Source organism: Paraburkholderia diazotrophica, from assembly GCF_900108945.1.
Lineage (GTDB): Bacteria > Pseudomonadota > Gammaproteobacteria > Burkholderiales > Burkholderiaceae > Paraburkholderia > Paraburkholderia diazotrophica.
The window spans coordinates 345,068-365,248 of the sequence record NZ_FNYE01000001.1 but is presented as its reverse complement, the minus strand read 5'-3'; the positions used below and the strand labels follow the sequence as shown (position 1 = coordinate 365,248).

The 20,181-nt window shown below is 63.8% G+C and carries 21 protein-coding genes; 8 read left to right on the top strand and 13 right to left on the bottom strand.

Going from position 1 to position 20,181, the window contains the following annotated elements; translation table 11 throughout:
* Positions 1-62 precede the first annotated feature (62 nt).
* From BMW76_RS01780 to BMW76_RS01750, 7 genes are all read right to left on the bottom strand, one after another.
* Positions 63-1,325 (bottom strand): PQQ-dependent sugar dehydrogenase, encoded by a 1,263-nt coding sequence (locus tag BMW76_RS01780; protein ID WP_090862051.1) that lies wholly within the window; start codon positions 1,323-1,325, stop codon positions 63-65.
* A 330-nt stretch (positions 1,326-1,655) separates the two neighbouring features.
* Positions 1,656-2,723: an asparaginase gene (locus BMW76_RS01775; RefSeq protein ID WP_090862049.1), complete on the bottom strand. Its 1,068-nt coding sequence runs from the start codon at positions 2,721-2,723 to the stop codon at positions 1,656-1,658.
* Between the two features lie 56 nt (positions 2,724-2,779).
* Entirely contained in the window at positions 2,780-3,706 is a 927-nt protein-coding gene (locus BMW76_RS01770) for a CysB family HTH-type transcriptional regulator (protein WP_090862047.1), read from the bottom strand.
* Positions 3,707-3,773: 67 nt separating this feature from the next.
* The gene (locus BMW76_RS01765; protein ID WP_090862045.1) at positions 3,774-4,832 is read right to left on the bottom strand and encodes a sulfate/molybdate ABC transporter ATP-binding protein; all 1,059 of its coding nucleotides are present in this window, start codon (positions 4,830-4,832) and stop codon (positions 3,774-3,776) included.
* Between the two features lie 15 nt (positions 4,833-4,847).
* Positions 4,848-5,813, bottom strand: coding sequence for a sulfate ABC transporter permease subunit CysW (gene cysW / locus BMW76_RS01760; RefSeq protein WP_090862043.1), 966 nt, complete (start codon positions 5,811-5,813; stop codon positions 4,848-4,850).
* A complete protein-coding gene (gene cysT / locus BMW76_RS01755) occupies positions 5,810-6,712 on the bottom strand; it encodes a sulfate ABC transporter permease subunit CysT (RefSeq protein WP_090862041.1) in 903 nt (300 codons plus the stop codon). Before cysT ends, cysW begins: the two co-directional genes overlap by 4 nt.
* Positions 6,713-6,864: 152 nt before the next feature.
* A complete protein-coding gene (locus BMW76_RS01750) occupies positions 6,865-7,956 on the bottom strand; it encodes a sulfate ABC transporter substrate-binding protein (protein ID WP_281248477.1) in 1,092 nt (363 codons plus the stop codon).
* Positions 7,957-8,308: 352 nt separating this feature from the next.
* Here BMW76_RS01750 and lexA point away from each other — a divergent pair, with 352 nt between their 5' ends.
* The 3 genes from lexA to BMW76_RS01735 all read left to right on the top strand — a co-directional run bounded on the left by lexA (position 8,309) and on the right by BMW76_RS01735 (position 10,211).
* Positions 8,309-8,959, top strand: coding sequence for a transcriptional repressor LexA (gene lexA, locus BMW76_RS01745; protein ID WP_090862039.1), 651 nt, complete (start codon positions 8,309-8,311; stop codon positions 8,957-8,959).
* Positions 8,960-8,986: 27 nt separating this feature from the next.
* Positions 8,987-9,343, top strand: coding sequence for a hypothetical protein (locus BMW76_RS01740; RefSeq protein ID WP_090862037.1), 357 nt, complete (start codon positions 8,987-8,989; stop codon positions 9,341-9,343).
* 208 nt (positions 9,344-9,551) lie between these two features.
* Positions 9,552-10,211, top strand: a complete 660-nt coding sequence (locus BMW76_RS01735) for a DUF2939 domain-containing protein (RefSeq protein ID WP_090862035.1) — start codon at positions 9,552-9,554, stop codon at positions 10,209-10,211.
* Positions 10,212-10,271: 60 nt separating this feature from the next.
* Here the strand turns inward: BMW76_RS01735 and BMW76_RS01730 are convergent, their stop codons facing one another.
* Positions 10,272-10,736 (bottom strand): universal stress protein, encoded by a 465-nt coding sequence (locus BMW76_RS01730; RefSeq protein ID WP_090862032.1) that lies wholly within the window; start codon positions 10,734-10,736, stop codon positions 10,272-10,274.
* Positions 10,737-10,998: 262 nt separating this feature from the next.
* Here BMW76_RS01730 and nodI point away from each other — a divergent pair, with 262 nt between their 5' ends.
* Together nodI and BMW76_RS01720 are read left to right on the top strand one after the other, a co-directional pair.
* Positions 10,999-11,913: a nodulation factor ABC transporter ATP-binding protein NodI gene (gene nodI / locus BMW76_RS01725; RefSeq protein ID WP_090862030.1), complete on the top strand. Its 915-nt coding sequence runs from the start codon at positions 10,999-11,001 to the stop codon at positions 11,911-11,913.
* Between the two features lie 50 nt (positions 11,914-11,963).
* Positions 11,964-12,791, top strand: coding sequence for an ABC transporter permease (locus BMW76_RS01720; RefSeq protein WP_090862028.1), 828 nt, complete (start codon positions 11,964-11,966; stop codon positions 12,789-12,791).
* Between the two features lie 58 nt (positions 12,792-12,849).
* Here BMW76_RS01720 and BMW76_RS01715 read toward each other — a convergent pair whose 3' ends face one another.
* From BMW76_RS01715 to BMW76_RS01705, 3 genes are all read right to left on the bottom strand, one after another.
* Positions 12,850-13,272: a hypothetical protein gene (locus BMW76_RS01715; protein ID WP_087735858.1), complete on the bottom strand. Its 423-nt coding sequence runs from the start codon at positions 13,270-13,272 to the stop codon at positions 12,850-12,852.
* Between the two features lie 303 nt (positions 13,273-13,575).
* Positions 13,576-14,634, bottom strand: coding sequence for a permease (locus BMW76_RS01710; protein ID WP_090862026.1), 1,059 nt, complete (start codon positions 14,632-14,634; stop codon positions 13,576-13,578).
* A 435-nt stretch (positions 14,635-15,069) separates the two neighbouring features.
* Positions 15,070-16,122 carry an NADP(H)-dependent aldo-keto reductase gene (locus BMW76_RS01705; protein WP_090862024.1) on the bottom strand — a complete coding sequence of 351 codons (1,053 nt, stop codon included), beginning with the start codon at positions 16,120-16,122 and terminating at the stop codon, positions 15,070-15,072.
* A 159-nt stretch (positions 16,123-16,281) separates the two neighbouring features.
* Between BMW76_RS01705 and BMW76_RS01700 the strand changes: the two genes are divergently transcribed.
* The 3 genes from BMW76_RS01700 to BMW76_RS01690 all read left to right on the top strand — a co-directional run bounded on the left by BMW76_RS01700 (position 16,282) and on the right by BMW76_RS01690 (position 18,904).
* Positions 16,282-17,724 (top strand): MFS transporter, encoded by a 1,443-nt coding sequence (locus BMW76_RS01700; RefSeq protein WP_090862022.1) that lies wholly within the window; start codon positions 16,282-16,284, stop codon positions 17,722-17,724.
* Positions 17,725-17,779: 55 nt separating this feature from the next.
* A complete protein-coding gene (locus tag BMW76_RS01695; protein WP_090862021.1) occupies positions 17,780-17,992 on the top strand; it encodes a DUF3820 family protein in 213 nt (70 codons plus the stop codon).
* Between the two features lie 636 nt (positions 17,993-18,628).
* Positions 18,629-18,904, top strand: a complete 276-nt coding sequence (locus tag BMW76_RS01690) for a hypothetical protein (protein ID WP_143062192.1) — start codon at positions 18,629-18,631, stop codon at positions 18,902-18,904.
* A gap of 84 nt (positions 18,905-18,988) precedes the next feature.
* Here BMW76_RS01690 and BMW76_RS01685 read toward each other — a convergent pair whose 3' ends face one another.
* Positions 18,989-19,705 carry an alpha/beta hydrolase family protein gene (locus BMW76_RS01685; RefSeq protein WP_090862017.1) on the bottom strand — a complete coding sequence of 239 codons (717 nt, stop codon included), beginning with the start codon at positions 19,703-19,705 and terminating at the stop codon, positions 18,989-18,991.
* Complete coding sequence (locus BMW76_RS01680) at positions 19,705-20,166, bottom strand: hypothetical protein (protein ID WP_090862015.1); 462 nt, start codon at positions 20,164-20,166, stop codon at positions 19,705-19,707. The genes BMW76_RS01685 and BMW76_RS01680 overlap by 1 nt, the downstream gene beginning before the upstream one ends.
* Between the last annotated feature and the right edge of the window lie 15 nt (positions 20,167-20,181).

Below are 20,181 nucleotides of genomic sequence, written 5' to 3'. Positions count from 1 at the left end.
TCGAGCCGGTTGTTGTTATCGGATTGACCGTCGCACTGGATGCGGGTGAATGGCTGGGGCCTTCACTTCGCGTACGAAATCCGATAGATCGCGCCCGCGTAGTCGTCGGATACGAGCAGCGATCCATCCGGCAACTGCTGCACATCGACGGGACGCCCCATGTACTCGCCGTTCGGCGTGAGCCAGCCTTGCGCAAACACCTCCGTCTCGCCGACGCTGCCGTCATCCTTGACAGCCGTGAACATGATGCGCGCACCGACCGGCTTCGTGCGATTCCATGAACCGTGCTCGGCATCGAAGATGCCGCCCTGGTACTTCGTCGGGAACATCTTGCCCGTATAGAACGTCATGCCGAGGTCAGCCGCGTGCGCCGCGTATTCGACGACGGGGAACACGACGCCTGCGGGCGGCGTGTCCTTCCTGTACTCTTCCGTGCGCACCTTGCCGCCGCCGTACCAGGGGAAGCCGAAGTTCTCGCCTGCCTTCGTCGCGTGATTGAGTTCGCCAGGCGGGGTGTCGTCGCCCATGCCGTCCACCTGGTTGTCGGTGAACCAGAGCGTCTTGTCTTTAGGGCTGAAATCGAGACCCACCGAATTGCGCACGCCGTGCGCATAGATCTCGCGGTTCTTGCCGTTCTGGTCCATGCGGATGATGCCTGCCAGACCGTTCCTGTCGACCTCGGCGAGCTTGTCCTTCGGCGGCACGTTCCACGGCTGGCCCAGCGCGATATAGAGCTTCTTGTCCGGCCCGACGCGGCAGTAGCGCGCGCCGTGGTTGAAGCTTTCGAACTGCGTCGGGATCAGCTTGCCTTGCGGCACGACGACGGCGGCCGCGACGTCGGGCCCGCGTTCGCCGAAGAACTGCGCGGCGGGAAATCCCAGCACGCGGTTCTGCTCGACGATGTACAGCACGCCATCTGCCGAGAAGCACACGCCGTTGGGCACCTTGAAGTTCACGGAACTGGCGAATTGCACGACATCGTCCGCGACGCGCCGCTTCGTGCGGTCCGTCACCTGCCACACGTGATCCTTGTACGTACCGACGAAGACCACGCCCGTCGACGGCTCGATCGCCATCGCGCGCGCCTCGGGCACGACGGCATACAGCTCGATCCTGAAGCCGGGCGGCAGCTTGATCGCCTTCAGGTTCTCGCGTAGCGCTTCGGCGCGCGCGCCTGTCTGCGGCACGACTTCGGCCGGCTTGGTATTGCCCGTCGTCTTGAAGTCCGACAACGCCTGGACGTTATCCTGAGCCGCCTGCGCAGCCGGAAGGACCGCGAGCGCCGCACTGACGACGAGCGGCAGAAGCCTCGGAATTGCGTTCATCGTGATGTCTCCACTCATCGTGATGCCGTTAGTTGGAATTGCAACTACTGGAAAGACATGAACGTTTCGGGCGCTTCAGGTGATGAAGGTTGCGTACCTCAATCGTCTGGATATTGACTGTTATAGGCGATGTTGAAGCAAACGTAGGAACGAATGGCGGCCGGCATCGACGTGACCAGGGTCATCGTCGACACAGATTACGTAGCTTGTGGGAGCGTGAAGGTAAAAGCGCGCGACGGTGCTGACGTCGCGGCAGATGCGAATGATGAACGCAACAAGGCTGACGGAAAGCGACACGCAATGTAGCCGGCTGCCTTCGCGTACGACGGCTCAGTAAGTGTCGAACACGTTCTGCAATGCAGCCGGCGTCGTGTGCCCGCTCGCTAGCGCGAGCATCAGCAGCACGCGCGCCTTGTATGGGTTGAGCGTGCCTGCCGTCACGAAGCCGAGCGCATCGTCGGACGCGGCGCCGTTGCGCATCACGTGCCCCGAGCCGACGCGCGACGAGCGCACGATCGCAACGCCTTTTGCGGCGGCCTCGGCGAGCGCCGTCTGCAAAGTCGCATGGATCGAGCCGTTGCCCGTGCCCGCCACGACGATGCCCTTCACGCCCGCAGCGACGAGCGCATCGACGGCGACGCGCGACGCGCCCGCATAGCTCGTCACGACTTCGACGTCGGGCCATTGCGCGCCGATCGATGCGATCGCGAAAGGCGTCGCCGTCGTATGCGGCCGCACGACGGCACGCTGAAACTCGACGCGTCCATCCTGCACCCAGCCGAGCGCGCCTATTTCCGGCGAGTGAAACGCATCGACGGCATACGTGCTCGTCTTCACGACATCGCGCGCGCTATGGATGCGGTTGTTGAACGCGACGAGCACGCCCTGCCCTTTGGCCTGCGCGCTACCCGCGACCGTCACCGCGTTGAGCAGATTCAGCGGACCATCGGCCGACAACGCCGACGATGGCCGCATCGCCGCCGTCAGCACGACGGGCTTGCTGCTCTTCACAGTGAGGTGCAGCAGGTACGCGGTTTCTTCGAGCGTGTCGGTGCCGTGCGTGATGACGACGCCGTCGATCTCGCCGGACGCCAGCAGCGTGTCGACGCGCTGCGAGAGCGTCGTCCACAGCGCGAGCGCCATGTCCTTGCTGTCGACGCTCGCGACCTGCTCGGCCTGCACGTTCGCGACCGTCGCCAGCGACGGCACGGCCGCAAGCAGTTGCCCGACGCCGACGACGCCCGCCTGATAGCCCGACGTATTGGTCGCGTCGGGCGCGGCGCCCGCGATCGTGCCGCCCGTGGCGAGCACGGCGATACGCGGCAACGCGGACGATGTAGAGGTAGTCGTGGAAGTATTCATGGCGGCGATTGTAAGCGATGCGCTCGCCGCCGCCATCGATGAAAACGCGAGCCTTCGCGCGAGGCTCGCGACACCTACGGCGCCTATAAGGCTTATGCCGCTTCGCGTAACTGGCTCGCGATGTCCGCTTCGTGCAGTTGCGGCGCGAACATCTCGATCAGCCGGTACGCGTAGCCGCGCAGAAACGCGCCCTTGCGCAAGCCGACACGCGTCGTACTCGCTTCGAACAGATGCTGCGTGTCGAGCGCGACGAGCTCCGTGTCGCGCTTTGGATCGAATGCCATCGCCGCGACGATGCCGATGCCCATGCCGAGCTCGACGTAGGTCTTGATCACGTCGGCGTCGATCGCCGTTAGCACGACGTCGGGCAGCGCGCCCGCCTTCGCGAATGCCTGGTCGATATGCGAGCGGCCCGTGAAGTCCTGGTCATACGTGACGATCGGATACTCCGCGATCTCTTCGAGCGTCAGGTTCTCATGGCCCACGAGCGGGTGATCCTTCGGCACGACGACGATGTGATGCCACGAATAGCACGGGAACGTCAGAATGTCGGGATAACGGTCGAGCGCTTCCGTCGATATGCCGATGTCCGCTTCGCCGTTGATGATCATCTGCGCGATCTGCTGCGGACTGCCCTGGCGCAGCGCGAGATGCACCTTCGGATAGACCTCGGTGAACTGGCGCACCACTTTCGGCAGCGCGTAGCGGGCCTGCGTGTGCGTCGTCGCGACGACGAGATGGCCGTTGTCCTGATCCGCGTATTGACGCGCGACGCGGCGCAGGTTCTCCGCATCGAGCAGCATCCGCTCGATCAGCTGATGCACGGCCTTGCCGGGTTCCGTCAGGCCCGTCAGGCGCTTGCCGCGCCGGATGAAGATGTCGACGCCGAGTTCGTCTTCGAGGTCCTTGATCTGCTTCGATACGCCTGACTGCGACGTGTACAGCACGTTCGCCACTTCCGTCAGGTTCATGTTCTGCCGCACGGCTTCGCGCACGAAACGCAATTGCTGGAAATTCATGTTGAAGTCTCCGGTTCGGCCAGAGTCAATTTGTTGTTAGCTGCATCACGGGAAATAAACGCGCGCATCACTGCGCGGGGAACACGCGCAGCGCGCGCGGCACCGCCGTCGCGCCATCGCCGACGGCCAGTTGCAGGCCGCGCCATGCCTCGCGATCGAGTTCCGCTTCGAGCACATGGCCTTCGCGCGCTTCGAGCTCGACGCGCACCGAGCCGCCCAGCGTCACCACGCGCCGCACGCCGACGACGATGCCTTCGCGATGCCCCGCCGACTGCGGATACAGCACGAGATCGTGCGGACGCACATACGCGAAGGCCGGGCCCTCGAAATGCGCGTCGATTGCGATCGGCTGCGCGGCGCCATCGACGACGAAGCCCTTGCCGTCGACGCTGCCATGCAGCCGGTTCGCCGCGCCGAGAAACTCGTAGACGAACGACGTCTGCGGATGATCGTACACGTCCTGCGGGCTGCCGACCTGCTCGACGTGGCCGTGATTCAGCACGACGATGCGGTCCGCGACTTCGAGCGCTTCTTCCTGGTCATGCGTGACGAAGATCGTCGAGATATGCAGATCGTCGTGCAGGCGCCGCAGCCAGCTGCGCAGTTCCTTGCGCACTTTCGCGTCGAGCGCGCCGAACGGTTCGTCGAGCAACAGCACTTTCGGCTCGACGGCCAGCGCGCGCGCCAGTGCGATCCGCTGCCGCTGTCCGCCCGACAGCTCCGACGGATAGCGCTGCGCGAGCCAGTCGAGCTGCACGAGCTTCAACAGCTCATGCACCTTCTCGCGAATCGCGGCTTCCGAAGGACGCTCCTTGCGCGGCTTCACGCGCAGGCCGAATGCGACGTTCTCGAATACCGTCATATGACGGAACAGCGCGTAGTGCTGGAACACGAAGCCGACGTTGCGCTCGCGCGCGCCCACTTCCGCGACGTCCTGGCCTTGCAGCAGGACCTCGCCCGCGTCCGCATATTCGAGGCCCGCGATCACGCGCAGCAGCGTGGTCTTGCCGCAGCCCGACGGTCCGAGCAGCGCGACGAGTTCGCCCGGCGGAAAATCGAGCGAGACGTTGTCGAGCGCGGTGAAGTCGCCAAAGCGCTTTTGCAGATTGCGTACGGTGATGCCCATCTTCGACCACTCTCCTTACTGAACCGAATGTGCCGCCCGCGCGTGCGGCGCGCCGGAGGACTGAACGGGACCGGCATGCGCAGGCACGTCGCGCGCGCCCGACAGTTCCGCCGACAGATGACGCTCGGCGAGCAGCTTGAGTCCGAGCGTCACGAGCGCAAGCAATGCGAGCAGCGACGCCACGGCGAACGCCGCCGAAAAGTTGTATTCGTTGTAGAGAATCTCGACGTGCAGCGGCATCGTGTCCGTCTGCCCGCGAATGTGGCCCGACACCACCGACACCGCGCCGAACTCGCCCATCGCCCGCGCGTTGCACAGGATCACGCCATACAGCAGGCCCCATTTGACGTTCGGCAGCGTGACGCGCCGGAACATCTGCCAGCCCGACGCGCCGAGCACATGCGCGGCCTCCTCTTCGTCGTTGCCTTGCGCCTGCATCAACGGAATCAGTTCGCGCGCGACGAACGGGAACGTGACAAAGATCGTCGCGAGCACGATGCCCGGCACCGCGAAGATGATCTGCACGTCGTGATTCGCGAGCCACGGGCCGAACCAGCCTTGCGCGCCGAACATCAGCACGTAGATCAGACCGGAGATCACGGGCGACACCGAGAACGGCAAATCGATCAGCGTGGTCAGCAGCGCCTTGCCGCGAAACTCGAACTTCGCGATGCACCACGATGCCGCAAGCCCGAACGCGAGATTGAGCGGCACGGCGATCGCGGCCGTGAGCAGCGTGAGCTTGATCGCGGACACAGCATCGGGATCGGCGAGTGATTCGACGTAGTACGCGACGCCCTTGGCGAGCGCCTGATAGAACACAGCGACCAGCGGCAGCACGAGAAAGAGCGCAAGAAACACCAGCGCGACGCCCGTCAGGATCCATCGCACGGCGCGCGGCTCCGTCACCGGATCGGGACGGCGCGCGGCATTCGCATTGCTGACGGCCGCGCGCGAAATCACCGCGGAATTTCGGCTCATTGCGCACCTCCCGTGAGCGCGGCGCCATGCGTCGCGGCGCCCGGCAACGAAGGCGCCGTGCGCGCGCGGCTCGTGCGCCGCTGCAGATACCACTGCAGCGTGTTGATCAACAGCAGCATCACGAACGACACCACCAGCATCACGACGGCGAGCGCCGTCGCGCCTGCGTAATCGTATTGCTCGAGCTTCGTGATGATCAGCAGCGACGTGATTTCCGATTTCATCGGCACGTTGCCCGCGATGAAGATCACCGAGCCGTATTCGCCGAGCGCACGCGCGAACGCCAGCGCGAAGCCCGTCAGCAGCGCGGGAAACACGGCGGGCAACAGGACGCGCCGGAACGTCAGCCAGCGCGATGCGCCCAGGCACGCGGCCGCCTCTTCCTGCTCGCGCTCGAACTCTTCGAGCACGGGCTGCACGGTGCGCACGACAAACGGCAAGCCGATGAACGTCAGCGCGACGAGCACGCCGGCAGGCGTGAACGCGATCCTGATGCCGAGCGGTTCGAGAAACTGGCCGATCCAGCCGTTGCCCGAATAGATCGCCGCGAGCGAAATGCCGGCGACGGAAGTCGGCAGCGCGAACGGCAGATCGACGATGGCATCGACGATCCGCTTGAGCGGAAACCGGTAGCGCACCAGCACCCACGCGACGAGAAAGCCGAACAGCGCATTGATCAGCGCGCCGCCGAGCGCCGCGAAAAACGTCAGCCGGTACGACGCGAGCACGCGCGGCGACGTGACCGCGCGCACGAACTGGCTCCAGTCGAGCGTCGCCGTCTCGAGGAAAGTGGCCGCCAGCGGAATCAGCACCACGAGGCTCAGATACGCCACCGTGATACCGAGCGTCAGGCCAAAGCCGGGAATCGCGCTCGGCTTGCGCAAGTTAAACGTCGTCATGCTCAATGCCCTTCAGGGTTATGCGTCGCGGTGCGTGGATGGCCCATGCATCGCCTGCATATGTGCTACTCGTCTATCGCCAAAAGCGGCCGAAAGCGCCCGGAAGCGCGCCTCGCGGCCGCGCCCCGTTCCAACGTCACAGCCTTGCTACGTCATTGCGGCTGGTAAATCGAATCGAACACGCCGCCGTCGGCAAAGTGCGTCTTCTGCGCATTCGCCCAGCCGCCGAACGAGTCGTCGACCGTGTACAGCTTCAGCTTCGGAAACTTCGCGGTCAGCGCGGCGGGCACCTTGTTCGAACGCGGACGATAAAAGTTCTTCGCGGCGATCTCCTGGCCTTGGTCGCTATACAGGAAGTTCAGATACGCTTCGGCGAGCTTGCGCGTGCCGTGCTTGTCGACCACCTTGTCGACCACGGCCACGGGCGGCTCGGCCAGAATGCTCGCCGACGGCACCACGATCTCGAACTTGTCCGTGCCGAATTCCTTGACCGACAGGAACGCCTCGTTTTCCCAGGCGATCAGCACATCGCCGATGCCGCGCTGCACGAAGCTCGTCGTGGCGCCGCGCGCGCCGGAATCGAGCACACCCGCGTTTTTGTAGAGCTTCGCGACGAACTCTTTGGCCTTCTGGTCGTTGCCGCCCGGCTGATGCGCCGCATACGCCCACGCGGCCAGATAATTCCAGCGCGCGCCGCCCGAAGTCTTCGGATTCGGCGTCACGATCGACACGCCGGGCTTCGCCAGATCGTCCCAGTCCTTGACGTGCTTCGGGTTGCCCTTGCGCACGAGGAACACGATCGTCGACGTGTACGGCGACGCGTTGTCGGGCAGGCGCTTCTGCCAGTTCTTGTCGACGACGCCCTTCGTGGCGAGCGCGTCGATGTCGTAGGCGAGCGCCAGCGTGACGACGTCCGCCTGCAGGCCGTCGAGCACCGAGCGCGCCTGCGCGCCCGAGCCGCCGTGCGACTGCTTGAACGTGACCGACTCGCCCGTCTTCGCCTTCCATTCCTTGCCGAACGCCTGGTTGACGTCCTGATACAGCTCGCGGGTCGGGTCGTACGACACATTCAGCAGCGTCGTATCGGCCTGCGCCTGCGAGGTCATGCCGACGGCCGACGCCACACCCAACGCGAGCGCCGCAATGAACCGCTTCGCGCCGCTGCCTTTCGCCACGCGCGGCGTCGCTCGCAGCGCCTGCACCGTCGTGACTGCATTCGCGAACCCCGTATTCCGATTGCCCATCGACCTTCTCCGTGTTGTTGGTTTGATCTCACTCGGCGGCCCTTCCGCTCCTTGCCGAAATTCGCTGCTTCGCGAGCCGGAAGCGGCTTTTACGCGGCTTCTGCGCTGCTGTTGCATCAGTGGAGGCCAGTCTATCGAAGGGCTTTCATCATTAAAAATAATGTTTCTTCATTTTTTAATATGCAAACGTGGTAAAGAACCGTCTTCCGTTCGTCGTGACGCCGGGCGCGCTGCCACAGCGCCGGTTTTCGACGCTTGCACGTCACCCGCCGCGATGAACTTAAAGTAAAGCTTGAAATGCGCCGAATACTGTATAAAAATACAGTCACCTGTCTATCCATACAGTGGCGCCATGACCAAACTCACCGCACGACAGCAGCAGGTTTTCGATCTGATCCGCCGCGCTATCGAGCGCACGGGCTTCCCGCCCACCCGCGCCGAAATCGCGGCGGAACTCGGCTTCAGCTCTGCCAACTCGGCGGAAGAGCATCTGAGGGCTTTGGCGCGCAAAGGCGTGATCGAACTGGCGGCAGGCGCGTCGCGCGGCATTCGGCTCATCACGGGCTCGGACGACTCGCCGCATCAGTTCACGCTGCCGCACGCGAGCATCATGCAGCTGTCGCTGCCGCTGATCGGCCGAGTCGCAGCGGGCAGCCCGATCCTCGCGCAAGAACATATCTCGCAGACCTACACGTGCGACCCGGCGCTCTTCTCGAGCAAGCCCGACTACCTGCTGAAAGTGCGCGGCCTGTCGATGCGCGACGCCGGCATCTTCGACGGCGACCTGCTCGCGGTGCAGAAAAAGAGCGAAGCGAAAGACGGCCAGATCATCGTCGCGCGTCTGGGCGACGACGTGACCGTGAAGCGCCTGAAGCGCCGTCCGAACGGCATAGAACTGATCGCCGAGAACCCCGATTACGAAAATATTTTTGTTCAGGCCGGCAGCGCGGAGTTCGCGCTGGAAGGCATCGCGGTCGGGCTGATCCGGCCGACGGAATTCTAATTATCTGAACACTGTCTGGAGAGACTCATGGAACGTCTTGCCCGCCTGCTGCCTTTTCGCCAGTTCGGCCGTCTGCGTCATCTGCGCAGCCTCGTCCCTTGCGAGCCGCTCGTCACGCTGGCGTCGAACGCCGCATCCAGCATCAAGGGCCGCACGGCATCGCTGTTCGATGAAGAACCTCAGCCGCTGCCATCCGCGCAACCGGCGTTCGCGCGCGTGTCGCTGAACTCCGCGCTCAATGCAGAGCCCGCGCGGCGCGCGCCAGTGCGGGTCTATCACGGTCCGTCGCGCACGATCATGGTCGGCACGATGGAAGCCGTGTGCCGGATGATCGATCACGCGATTGCCGAGGAAGACGATCGTCTCGCGAGGCAAGCGGCTTGATGCGCGCAAGTGACGTTGTCGTCATCGCGTGGTCGCTCGCTGACGCGTGAGCATCGCGAACTTCGTCGAAACGTCATTCGCCATGCAAGCGCTGCGCGTGCAACATCAAAGCCGCAGAACACGCGTTCGAACGTTCAACTTTGCGGGATCGTTTTGACGTCGATCGGGTCCACATCAAATCGACACTGAAAACGGAGAGTCCCGCGCAATGGCAGGTCTCGTACGTATGAAAGGCCGGGTAAGCCGGCCGCTGCTGATCACGCTGATCGTGATCGTCATCATCGCCGCGTTGGGCTTCGCTTACGCGTCGCCGTATATCGCACTCGACCGGCTCAAACGTGCCGCCGATGCGCGCGATGTCGAAACGGTCAATGAATACGTCGATTATCCGGCGCTGCGTGAAAGCCTGAAGCTGCAGGTGACGGGACTGCTGACGCGCCGGCTCGACGTGCGGCACAACGGCAATCCGCTTGCTGCGATCGGCGCGATGATCGGTGTGGCGTTGATTGGTCCGCTCGTCGATGCGTATGCGACACCCGATGGCGTCGCGGCATTGCTCAACGGCATCCCGCCGCGCGGCGAACCGGGCGAGCGCCCGCCTCCGCCGCCTGCTGCGCCGTCCGCCGCGCCGCCCGGCAATTCAGCGCAGCATCCCGCGCCGAACTCGAGTTCATCCAATAGCACGAACAACAACACGGCCAACGGCGCGCCCCCGCCCCAACCGCCGGAAACCACAGCGGGTTATCGCGGCATCAATGAGTTCGTTGTGACGTATCAGCATGGCGTCGGCGATACGCGCTATTCCGCGATCTTCCGTCGCCAGGGGCTCTTCAACTGGAAGCTGTCAGCCGTCGATCTGAACGGCTGACGCGCAAGCATTCATGCGAACCGCAGAGCCGCAAGCGGCGCTTCAACCGCAAGCGGCGCTTCAGGCTGCCGCTTGCGCCTCTTCGGCGGGCGACGAGCACGCGACGAGAATGCTGCACGACACGCGATCGAGCAGCGGCGTGTTGCCCGCGCCCATCCACCAGCGCGACAACCCCGTGCGGCAACGATGCCCGACGACGACGAGATCGACATGCAGTTCGTCGGCGAGCGACGCGATTTCATCGATAGGATGACCAAACGCGAAATGCCCCGTCGCCCGCACACCGCGCTGTGTGAGCCAGTCGACGCCTTCCTGCAATATCTCACGTGCCGTCTTCTCGAAACTGCCACAGGCGACATCCGTCAGCAGGCCTGCGCTTTGTGCAATGCTCGAGCGCATGTCGACGACCGACAGCAGATGCGTTTCCGCCTGCAGATCGAGCGCCAGATCCGCGCCGCAACGCAGCGCCTTGCGGCCTTCGCGCGAGCCGTCGTAGCACAGCAGAATCTTCTTGTAGCTCGCCATTTCGCTTCCCCCATACCGCGACCATCGCGGTCTCTCTTTGCATCATGGTGCGCCGCAATTCGACATGCAAGGGATGGAAAACGCTAAGTGCGTGGCAGCGCGCAGTCGGGCATGACGCACCGCAAGATCGCGCAACGAGCGCCATCGATGCGTATCCGCGCGCCAAACGCGCCGAGCCTGATGCCCTAAAATAGGCAGCCGGCTTGCGCTTCGCACCACATCGTGCAGCCGTCGCGCACATTCATGGAGCATCGGTCTTCGTATGTCTGAAGCTGCAATCGAGTTTCACAGCGTCCAGAAGCGTTATGGCGGCAAGGCTGTCGTCGACGGCTTGTCGTTTCACGTGCGCGCCGGCGAATGTTTCGGACTGCTGGGTCCGAACGGCGCAGGCAAGACGACGACATTGCGCATGCTGCTCGGCATCGCCGCGCCCGACGCCGGCACGATCCGGCTGTGCGGCGAACCGATTCCAGGCCGCTCGCGTTTCGCGCGCGCACGCGTCGGCGTCGTGCCGCAATTCGACAATCTCGATCCCGACTTCACGGTCCGCGAAAATCTGCTCGTCTTCGGCCGGTACTTCGGTCTGTCCGCCGCGAAATGCCGCGGGATGGTGCCGACGCTGCTCGAATTCGCGCGCTTGGAGAGCAAGGCTGATGCACGCGTCAGCGAATTATCGGGCGGCATGAAGCGGCGTCTCACGCTCGCTCGCGCGCTCATCAACGATCCCGATGTGCTGATCATGGACGAGCCAACCACAGGACTCGATCCGCAGGCGCGTCATCTGATCTGGGAGCGGCTGCGCTCGCTGCTCGGACGAGGCAAGACGATTCTGCTCACTACGCACTTCATGGAGGAAGCGGAGCGTCTGTGTCACCGGCTATGCGTGATCGAAGAAGGACGCAAGATCGCGGAAGGCGCACCGAATGAACTGATTGCTTCGGAAATAGGCTGCGACGTGATCGAGGTGTACGGCCCCGATCCCATCGCGCTGCGCGACGAACTGGCGCCGTTGTCCGTACGCACCGAAATCAGCGGAGAGACGCTCTTCTGCTATGTCGACGATCCGCAGCCGGTTCATGCGCGGCTGAAGCAGCGCGCGGGGCTGCGTTATCTGCACCGGCCGGCGAATCTCGAAGATGTGTTCTTGCGGCTCACCGGCCGCGAGATGCAGGACTGACGTTCATGTCACGATTGCAACGTAACGCATAAGGAAGCGACACCACGACAATGGACGCACGCACATACGACACCCCCGAACATACCGAGCCGATGCGCGAGCGCTTCGCCGCGCTGCCAGCGAACGCCGTCAACTGGATTGCCGTGTGGCGGCGCAACTATCTGGTGTGGCGCAAGCTCGCGCTCGCGTCGATGTTCGGCAACCTCGCCGATCCGATGATCTATCTGTTCGGGCTCGGCTTCGGGCTCGGGCTGATGGTCGGGCACGTCGACGGCGTGTCGTACATCGCGTTTCTCGCTGCGGGCACGGTCCCATCGAGCGTGATGATGTCGGCGAGCTTCGAATCGATGTATTCGGGCTTTTCACGGATGCACGTGCAGCGCACGTGGGAAGCGATCATGCACACGCCGCTCACGCTCGGCGACATCGTGCTCGGCGAAGTCGCGTGGGCGGGCAGCAAAGCCGTGCTGTCCGGCGTCGCGATCATGCTGGTGGCAGGCGCGCTCGGTTACGCAAGCTTTCCGTCGATGTTGCTCGCGCTGCCCGTCATTGTGCTCGCGGGTCTCGCGTTCGCCAGCACCGCGATGATCGTGACGGCGCTCGCGCCGTCATACGACTTCTTCATGTTTTATCAGACGCTGGTGTTGACGCCGATGCTGCTGCTGTCGGGCGTGTTCTTCCCGCTCTCGCAGTTGCCGCCCGCCGCGCAACTGGCGGCGCAACTGCTGCCGCTTGCGCATGCGGTGGACCTGATCCGGCCGGCGATGCTTGCCCGTCCGCTCGACGATGCCGCATTGCATGTGGCCGTGCTGGCCGCGTATGTGGTGGTGCCGTTCTGCGTGTCAGCGGTGCTGTTCCGCCGACGGATGATGCGCTGAGGGCGCCGCACGCAGGCTATTCACCCACGCGCGGCGCCCTCGATCGGATCGGATCAGATCACTCTTCGTCGTCCGACCATGGCACGTCGACGTCGGAAATGAATTCGACGGTCGCGAACGGGCCGCCTTCCTGACGCCCGATCTTGCCGTCCGCGCGATGCCACTCGACGCGGAACATCGTGCCCGGATCGTCGGAGCGCAGGCGGATCGTGCGCAATTCTTCGGGGTCGGCTTCTTCGACGGGGCCATCGAGCGAGACCAGCAACGCCTGCGGCCACAGGCCTTCGACGGGATCGTAAATGCGGTCGCCGTCGGGAATCGACGTGTGCGCCTCGACGCCGATCGTCGCCGATGCGTCGATGATCATCTTGCCCAGTGCACGCAGCACTGCCGTCGCACGCGCCGAGTTAGCCTGACGGATGGCGAGATCCCCGCGCGTCAGCGCCTGCTCGAGTTTCGGATTGGTCTTTTGTTGGGCCATGCGTTGTCCTGGATTGGCTGATTGGCGGTGTTCACCGCTTTGCTGGTGCGCTGCCGCGATGCGATGCCGTGCGATTTACCACACGAATGCCACTCGATCGGCACGCGGCTACCGCGCCATGACCGCACATTGGCGCGCATCGACGCTCGTTCGCGCGCTCGCCAGCTTCAAGGGGCGCCATCGTACCACTCGACGCGCGCCACACACGCCTTACCGTGCAGCAGACTGCGCGCCAGCTCCCTGTTTTCCCAGTTTAGGTCGAGATTCGGCACAACGGCGCCAGGTTTGGTGACAAGCGATTCGTCAGAACTGCAACGCAACGGCCAGCAGTCCCGCGACGATGCCGAAGCCGACCACCGAAACGGCCACGATCGTCAGCACGCGCGGACGAAACGAGCGCGCGAGCATCGCCAGCGACGGCACGCTAATGGGCGGCAGCGTCATCAGCAGCGCGCCGGCGGGCCCGACGCCCATGCCGAGCGACAGCATCGCCTGGATGATGGGCACTTCGCCCGCCGTCGGGATCACGAACAGCATGCCGGCGACGGCCAGCGCGACGATCCACACGAAGTCGTTGCCGATCTCCGGGCCGACATGCGGGAAAAGCCACGCACGCGCCGCGCCGAGCAAAAGGACGAGCACGATGTATTCCGGCACGAGGCGCACGGCCATCCGCACGAAGATCGAGATCCAGCGGGCGAACGGACTGCCCGCGCGCTGCTCGTCGACGAGCTCGATGAGGCGCGCATCGGCCGCTTGCGCTTCGGTAGGCGTGACGAGCCGGTTCACCAGATAGCCGAGCCCGAACACCATCGCGGCGCCGAGCACGACGCGCAGCCCGGCCCACTGCCAGCCGAGCACGAAGCCCATGAAGACGAGCGTCGCCGGGTTCAGCACCGAATTGCCGAGCCAGAACGCGATCGCGCCGCCGGGCGACGCCTGCCGCTCACGCAATCCGGCGACGACGGGCGCCGCGCAGCACGTGCACATCATGCCGGGCAACGAGAGCAAGCCGCCTGCCGCGACGCTGCCGAATCCCGTCTTGCCGAGCAATCGCGCAACCCAGCGCACGGGCAACAGCGCCTGCACGGCCGAGCCGAGCAGCAAACCGAGCACCATCGCCTGCCAGATCGCCTTGCCATAGGCGAGCGCGTAACCGAGCGCCGCGCTCCACGACGGCGTGGGCGGGCTCGCTGCGCTGCCCATCAGGATCGACGCGCCGATCGAGTGCGTCGATGCCGCCGTGAACGCGCGGTTGTAATACGGAAACCATTTGACGTAGAAAAGCCCGGCAATGGCGAGCAGCACGAAAACCGGCCATGTCGAGGCGGCGATCGGAGTGGTGGAGCGCGAGGTGTTCATCGTCGTGTCGGTTCGCTTGGGGGTGCTTGGATGTCGCTTCGGTGTGTCGCCAGCATCGCGCCGATTCCCGTCCGCTCGGCGCATGCGAGGTCAGCATCGTGCATTGTATGCCGCACGCGGCCCATGCACAGAAATGGGTGCGCGGCATCGCGCACGTCATGCGGAGCGGGCAAGCGGCTATCGAACGGAGTTGGATGCGGCGGCCGGTGTGTGACGGCCGGTATCGCCAAGACGCATGAAGGCGCGTGAAGACTCTTGAAATGTGCAAGCGCGCTATCGTACGCGAGTTTGCACGGCGATGTGCCGCCGCGCGTGTGTCTCGCCGCGAAGTCTTGCCCTCAAGCGTTTGCGTCTTGGTCTTGCGATCTATTCGCTCGATTAGCGCGCCGCGACACGCATGCCGCGACGCACTAATACCAAAAGCAAACGAAGCGCTCAGGGCGCCGGATTCGGTTGCAGTTCGTGCAGCGCATCGATCTCGGCGAGCGCTTCCGGCGACAGCTTCACGTCGACGCTCGCAATGTTCTCTTTCAGCTGATCGAGCGACGTTGCGCCGATCAGATTGCTCGTCACGAACGGCCGGCTGTTGACGAATGCGAGCGCGAATTGCGCAGGCGACAGGCCGTGGCGCTTCGCCAGTTCGACGTAGCGCGATGTCGCCTCAATGGCTTGCGGCTTGCTGTAGCGCTGGAAGCGCTCGAACAGCGAGATGCGCGCGCCTGCCGGACGCGCGCCGCCTTCGTATTTGCCCGACAGCCAGCCGAACGCGAGCGGCGAATACGCGAGCAGACCGACATATTCGCGATGCGAGAACTCGGAGAGCCCCGCTTCGAACGTGCGGTTCAGCAGGCTGTACGGATTCTGGATCGACACGATGCGCGGCAAGCCGAGCTTCTCCGATGCGCGCAGGAACTGCGCGACGCCCCACGGCGTTTCGTTCGACACGCCGATGTGACGCACCTTGCCTTCCTTCACGAAGTCGGCGAGCACGGAAAGCGTCTCTTCGATGGGCACGGTGTACGCATCGTCGATCCACGGATACGCGGGGCGACCAAACGTCATCGTGCTGCGATCGGGCCAGTGCAGCTGATACAGGTCGACGTAGTCTGTCTGCAGGCGCTTGAGGCTGTCGTGCAGCGCCTCGGTGAGATTCTTGCGGTCGAACTGGTTGCCCTCACCGCGAATGTGACGCGGGTTGTGCGGCTGGCGCGCGGGGCCGGCGATCTTCGTCGCGAGCACGATCCTGTCGCGCGCGCTGCGATGCTGCGCGATCCATGTGCCGATGTAGCGCTCCGTCGAGCCCTGCGTTTCAGCGCGCGGCGGCACGGGGTACATTTCGGCAGTGTCGATCAGCGTGATGCCCTGGTCGAGCGCGTAATCGATCTGCGCGTGCGCGTCGCGCTCGGTGTTCTGCTCGCCCCACGTCATCGTGCCGAGACCGATCAGGCTGACCTGCACATCCGTATCGCCGAGTCTGCGATATTCCATCGAACGGTTCCCCTCTTCCTTTAATGCTGGTCTTGTCGGGTGACAAAACGGCAAGGGGCGAAATTACCACGTCCGCGCAAAACGCGTGCGTGGCTAGAATGTCGGTTGGCCGCGACGCGATGCGGCCGGTTTCGATGCGCTTACAACCTTCGGAGTGTCATGTCGATGTCAGATACGCCGACTGCGCGGTCCGATGCTGCGGACAGGCGGCAGTCGCTGATCGTCACCCTCGTCGCCGCGGCGTTCTTCATGGAGAACCTCGACGGCACGATCATCGCTACAGCGTTGCCGCAGATGGCACGCTCGTTCGGCGTGCATGCCGTCGATCTGTCGATCGGCATCACGTCGTATCTGCTGACGCTCGCCGTGTTCATCCCGATCAGCGGTTGGGCCGCCGACCGCTTCGGCGTGCGCAACGTGTTCACAGCCGCGCTCGCAGTGTTCACGGCGGCGTCCGTCGTCTCCGGGATGACCAACGGGCTCGTCGAATTCACGGCGGCGCGCATCGTGCAGGGCATCGGCGGCGCGATGATGGTGCCCGTCGGACGCCTCGCCGTCTTGCGCGCGACGCCCAAGGACGATCTGATGCGCGCGATTTCGATCATCACGTGGCCGGGGCTCGTCGCACCCGTCATCGGACCGCCGCTCGGCGGCTTCATCACGACTTACTCGTCGTGGCGTTGGATCTTCTATCTGAACTTGCCGCTCGGCATCGTGGGCATCGTGCTCGCGTGGCGCTTTATCGGCGCGGCGCGCGATACGCAGAAGCGCCCGTTCGATACGATCGGCTTCGTGCTGTGCGGCATCGCCGGCACGGCCGTCATGTACGCGATGGAACTGCTCGGCCGCTCGGACGCGCCGTGGCGCGAAGCGCTCGCGTTTCTCGCGGGCGGCCTCGCGGCAGGCGTAGCGGCGCTGCTTCATTTGCGCCGCAGCCCGCATCCCGTTGTCGATCTTTCCGCGTTTCGCGTGGAGACGTTCGCCGTCGCGATGGGCGGCGGATCGCTCTTTCGCGTGTCGATCAGCGCGGTGCCGTTTCTGCTGCCGCTGATGTTTCAGCTCGGCTTCGGAATGAATGCGTTCCAGTCGGGCCTGCTGACGCTCGTGGTGTTCGCGGGCAATCTGTCGATGAAACTCGTGACGACACCCGTGATGCGGCGCTTCGGTTTTCGAACGGTGCTGCTCGTCAATGGCGCGCTCGCGGCGCTGAGCATTGCGGCGATGAGCCTGCTGACGGCCTCGACGCCGCTCGCGCTGACGGGTATCGTGCTGTTCGCGAGCGGCCTGTCGCGCTCGCTGCAATTCACGGCCGTCAATACGCTCAGCTTCGCCGATGTGCCGAAGCCCCAGATGAGCGGCGCATCGACGCTATCCAGCACGCTCACGCAGATGACGATGGGCATGGGCGTTGCGCTCGGCGCGATCGCGATGCGGCTCGCCGCGTGGCTGCATGGACACGATGCGCGATCGGTGACGACGGCCGATTTCAGCGTCGCGTTCCTGCTGGTGGCTGTCGTCGGGCTGTTCGCGATTCTGGATGTGTTCGGTCTCGAACGCGATGCGGGCGCGCATGTGAGCGGACATCGTCGGGAACGGACGTAGGCGGTGCGCTTTATCTTTATCTTTATCTTTGTCTTTGTTTGAATGCGACGTGGCGATGAATGTCGAACAATTCGAATTGCTTGTGACGCGTGTGATGCCGTACGGCAAGTACAAAGGGCGCGTGATCGCGGATCTGCCGGGGCATTACCTCAACTGGTTCGCGCGCGAAGGATTTCCACCCGGCGAGATCGGGCGGCTGCTGGCGTTGATGCATGAAATCGATCACAACGGCTTGAAGAGCTTGCTGGAGCCGTTTAGGAAGAAGTGAACGCGGTTGAGTGTGACGGGCGCGGGATCGTTTGAAGATCGATGCCCTGCGCCGAATGCGATGGGCCCCGAAAACATGGACCCCAAAACAAAAACGGCACCGCGATTTTCGCCGTGCCGTTTTTCTCGATGCTACTGAATTCTCTGGGGTGGCTGATGGGACTCGAACCCACGACGACAGGAATCACAATCCTGTACATGCATACAGCACTATCAAGGGTTTGCGGTCGATGAATGGGAACGCAAACCGAAAAACACCCTTTGATTATATTGAGTTTTTCCAACTACGTTCCCGTAATTTTCCGCCCGTTCGCGGAGTCGGCGTACCATGAGTACTGTACGAATATACAGGGGTCGAAATGGGCCTACGCGATCCATATGGGACGAAGCACCCATGCCGCGAATGCGAGCATTGGGACGGTGACATGCCGGGGACGTCGCACGCCTACTGCGTGCGGAACAATCGCGTCCAGGTGCAGGCGAACGGGGAATACGGCTGCGTTTTCTGGGTGCGCGCGATCGGCGCCGATGACGAATCGGGCGCGAGCAATCATCGGCGTAAGCCATGGAGGTGAACAATGCACCCTGCTAGACTCGCTCCTCTGGAAAACCACGGGGTGTGGATATGGATTGGTACGTGTACATGCTGGATGGCGGTTCGGTCAGCAGCAGCGGGGCCATCGGCCGCGATGAGTGGACGCCAGCGATCGAAGATCTGTTTGCAAAGGCGAGCGCGGCCGCGAAAGCCAAGGGATGGAATGGCATCGCTTTCAGCCTACCCCAGTATTCCGAGGAGCAATATGCTGTGAATGGCGCGCGAAACGTAACGTTCCACCTGATGACAGACAAGATGAGACCGCTGCTGATCTCTGACAGGCCACTCAATGCCCTGACCTACTTCCTTCTGCCTTAAGCGACTCAGATCGCGCGAGAAGGTCGAAAGTTACTTAATACAGGCCACAGACTGTAAATGCAGAAGACAGCCTGTGGACTGTTTTTATGCAGCAGGTTTAAGCGGCGCCGCCGCCAGCCTTTCGAGACGCTCGACCACCAGATCAATCGAGTGGTCATTGAGGCTCATGCCGCCAGCCCAGTCTGACGTGTCGATGATTTCGAAGCCGAGCGACGTCAGCCATATCATGTCGCCAGGCCGATGCAGCCAGCCGCCTAGACGCGGATACCCGAACCAGATGTCTCGTCCGTTGCCGACGATCACCAGCCCTGCCAGCTCGCGCGCGAACGTCTGGTAGTAGGCGCCGTTCGCGCCCTTCGGCGGCTCGAAGGCGTGCAGAGCGCCGATCTGCGAAGCCGGGATGAACAGCGGCGTGAAGCTCGTGCGCCAGCCGCCCAGCGAGTGCCCGCACACATGGAACACCGCGCCGGCCGGTGCCAGCTTCAGCGCCCAGTCCCAGATTTCCTTCGCGCTCTCGTATGCGCCGCGCGTGACCTTCGCGCCGCCGCCGACGTCGACCGGCGCGAGATCGATGTCGTCGAACAGGTCGCCGAGCTGCCTATCCGAGAATCGCGTACCCGAGATGCTCAGATACGTCGCGGCGCTCGCATCGGTCGATAGAACAGCCTGGCTATCTGCGTCCTTGTATTGGGCAATGAACGTGTGCCCGAGCGCTTCGAACACGGCCTTTGCCTGCGCCTCGTCCATGATATAAGCCGCCTGCGCGCGCTTCGCTGCGGCGAGGATGGGCGTGAAGTCCATCACTGGCTCGCTGCGACAGGAGCCGATGCGGAAGCGGCATCCGATGCAGGATCCGTCGTCGCCGCGTTGCCATACACCGCGAGCGCGTTCGCAACGGTCAACTGAAACACGCCGAGCGCGGCGACGACGAGCGGCTTCTGGTTCGCCGGGATGAGCGTCGATTCCGTCACAGCTTTGTCGATCGCAGGGATGCCCGTCGAGATGAGCGCCTGAACGGACGTCACGGAGATTGCGCCTGCCGTCGCGCAGAACAGGCCATTTGCCGTGGCGGCCGCCGATACGACGGGATCGATCGCAGCAACCGCAACCAGCGTCGGCTGGACGACGACACAGCCGTTGTTCACGACCGTTTGCAGTTGCGCGAGCTTGGCCGATGCGTCGGCCTGTTGCGTGGTCGAGCAACCGGCGATGAGGAATGCGGACGCGACAATGCCTGCCGCGAGCAGCATGAGCTTTTTCATTTCGGGATTTCCTTC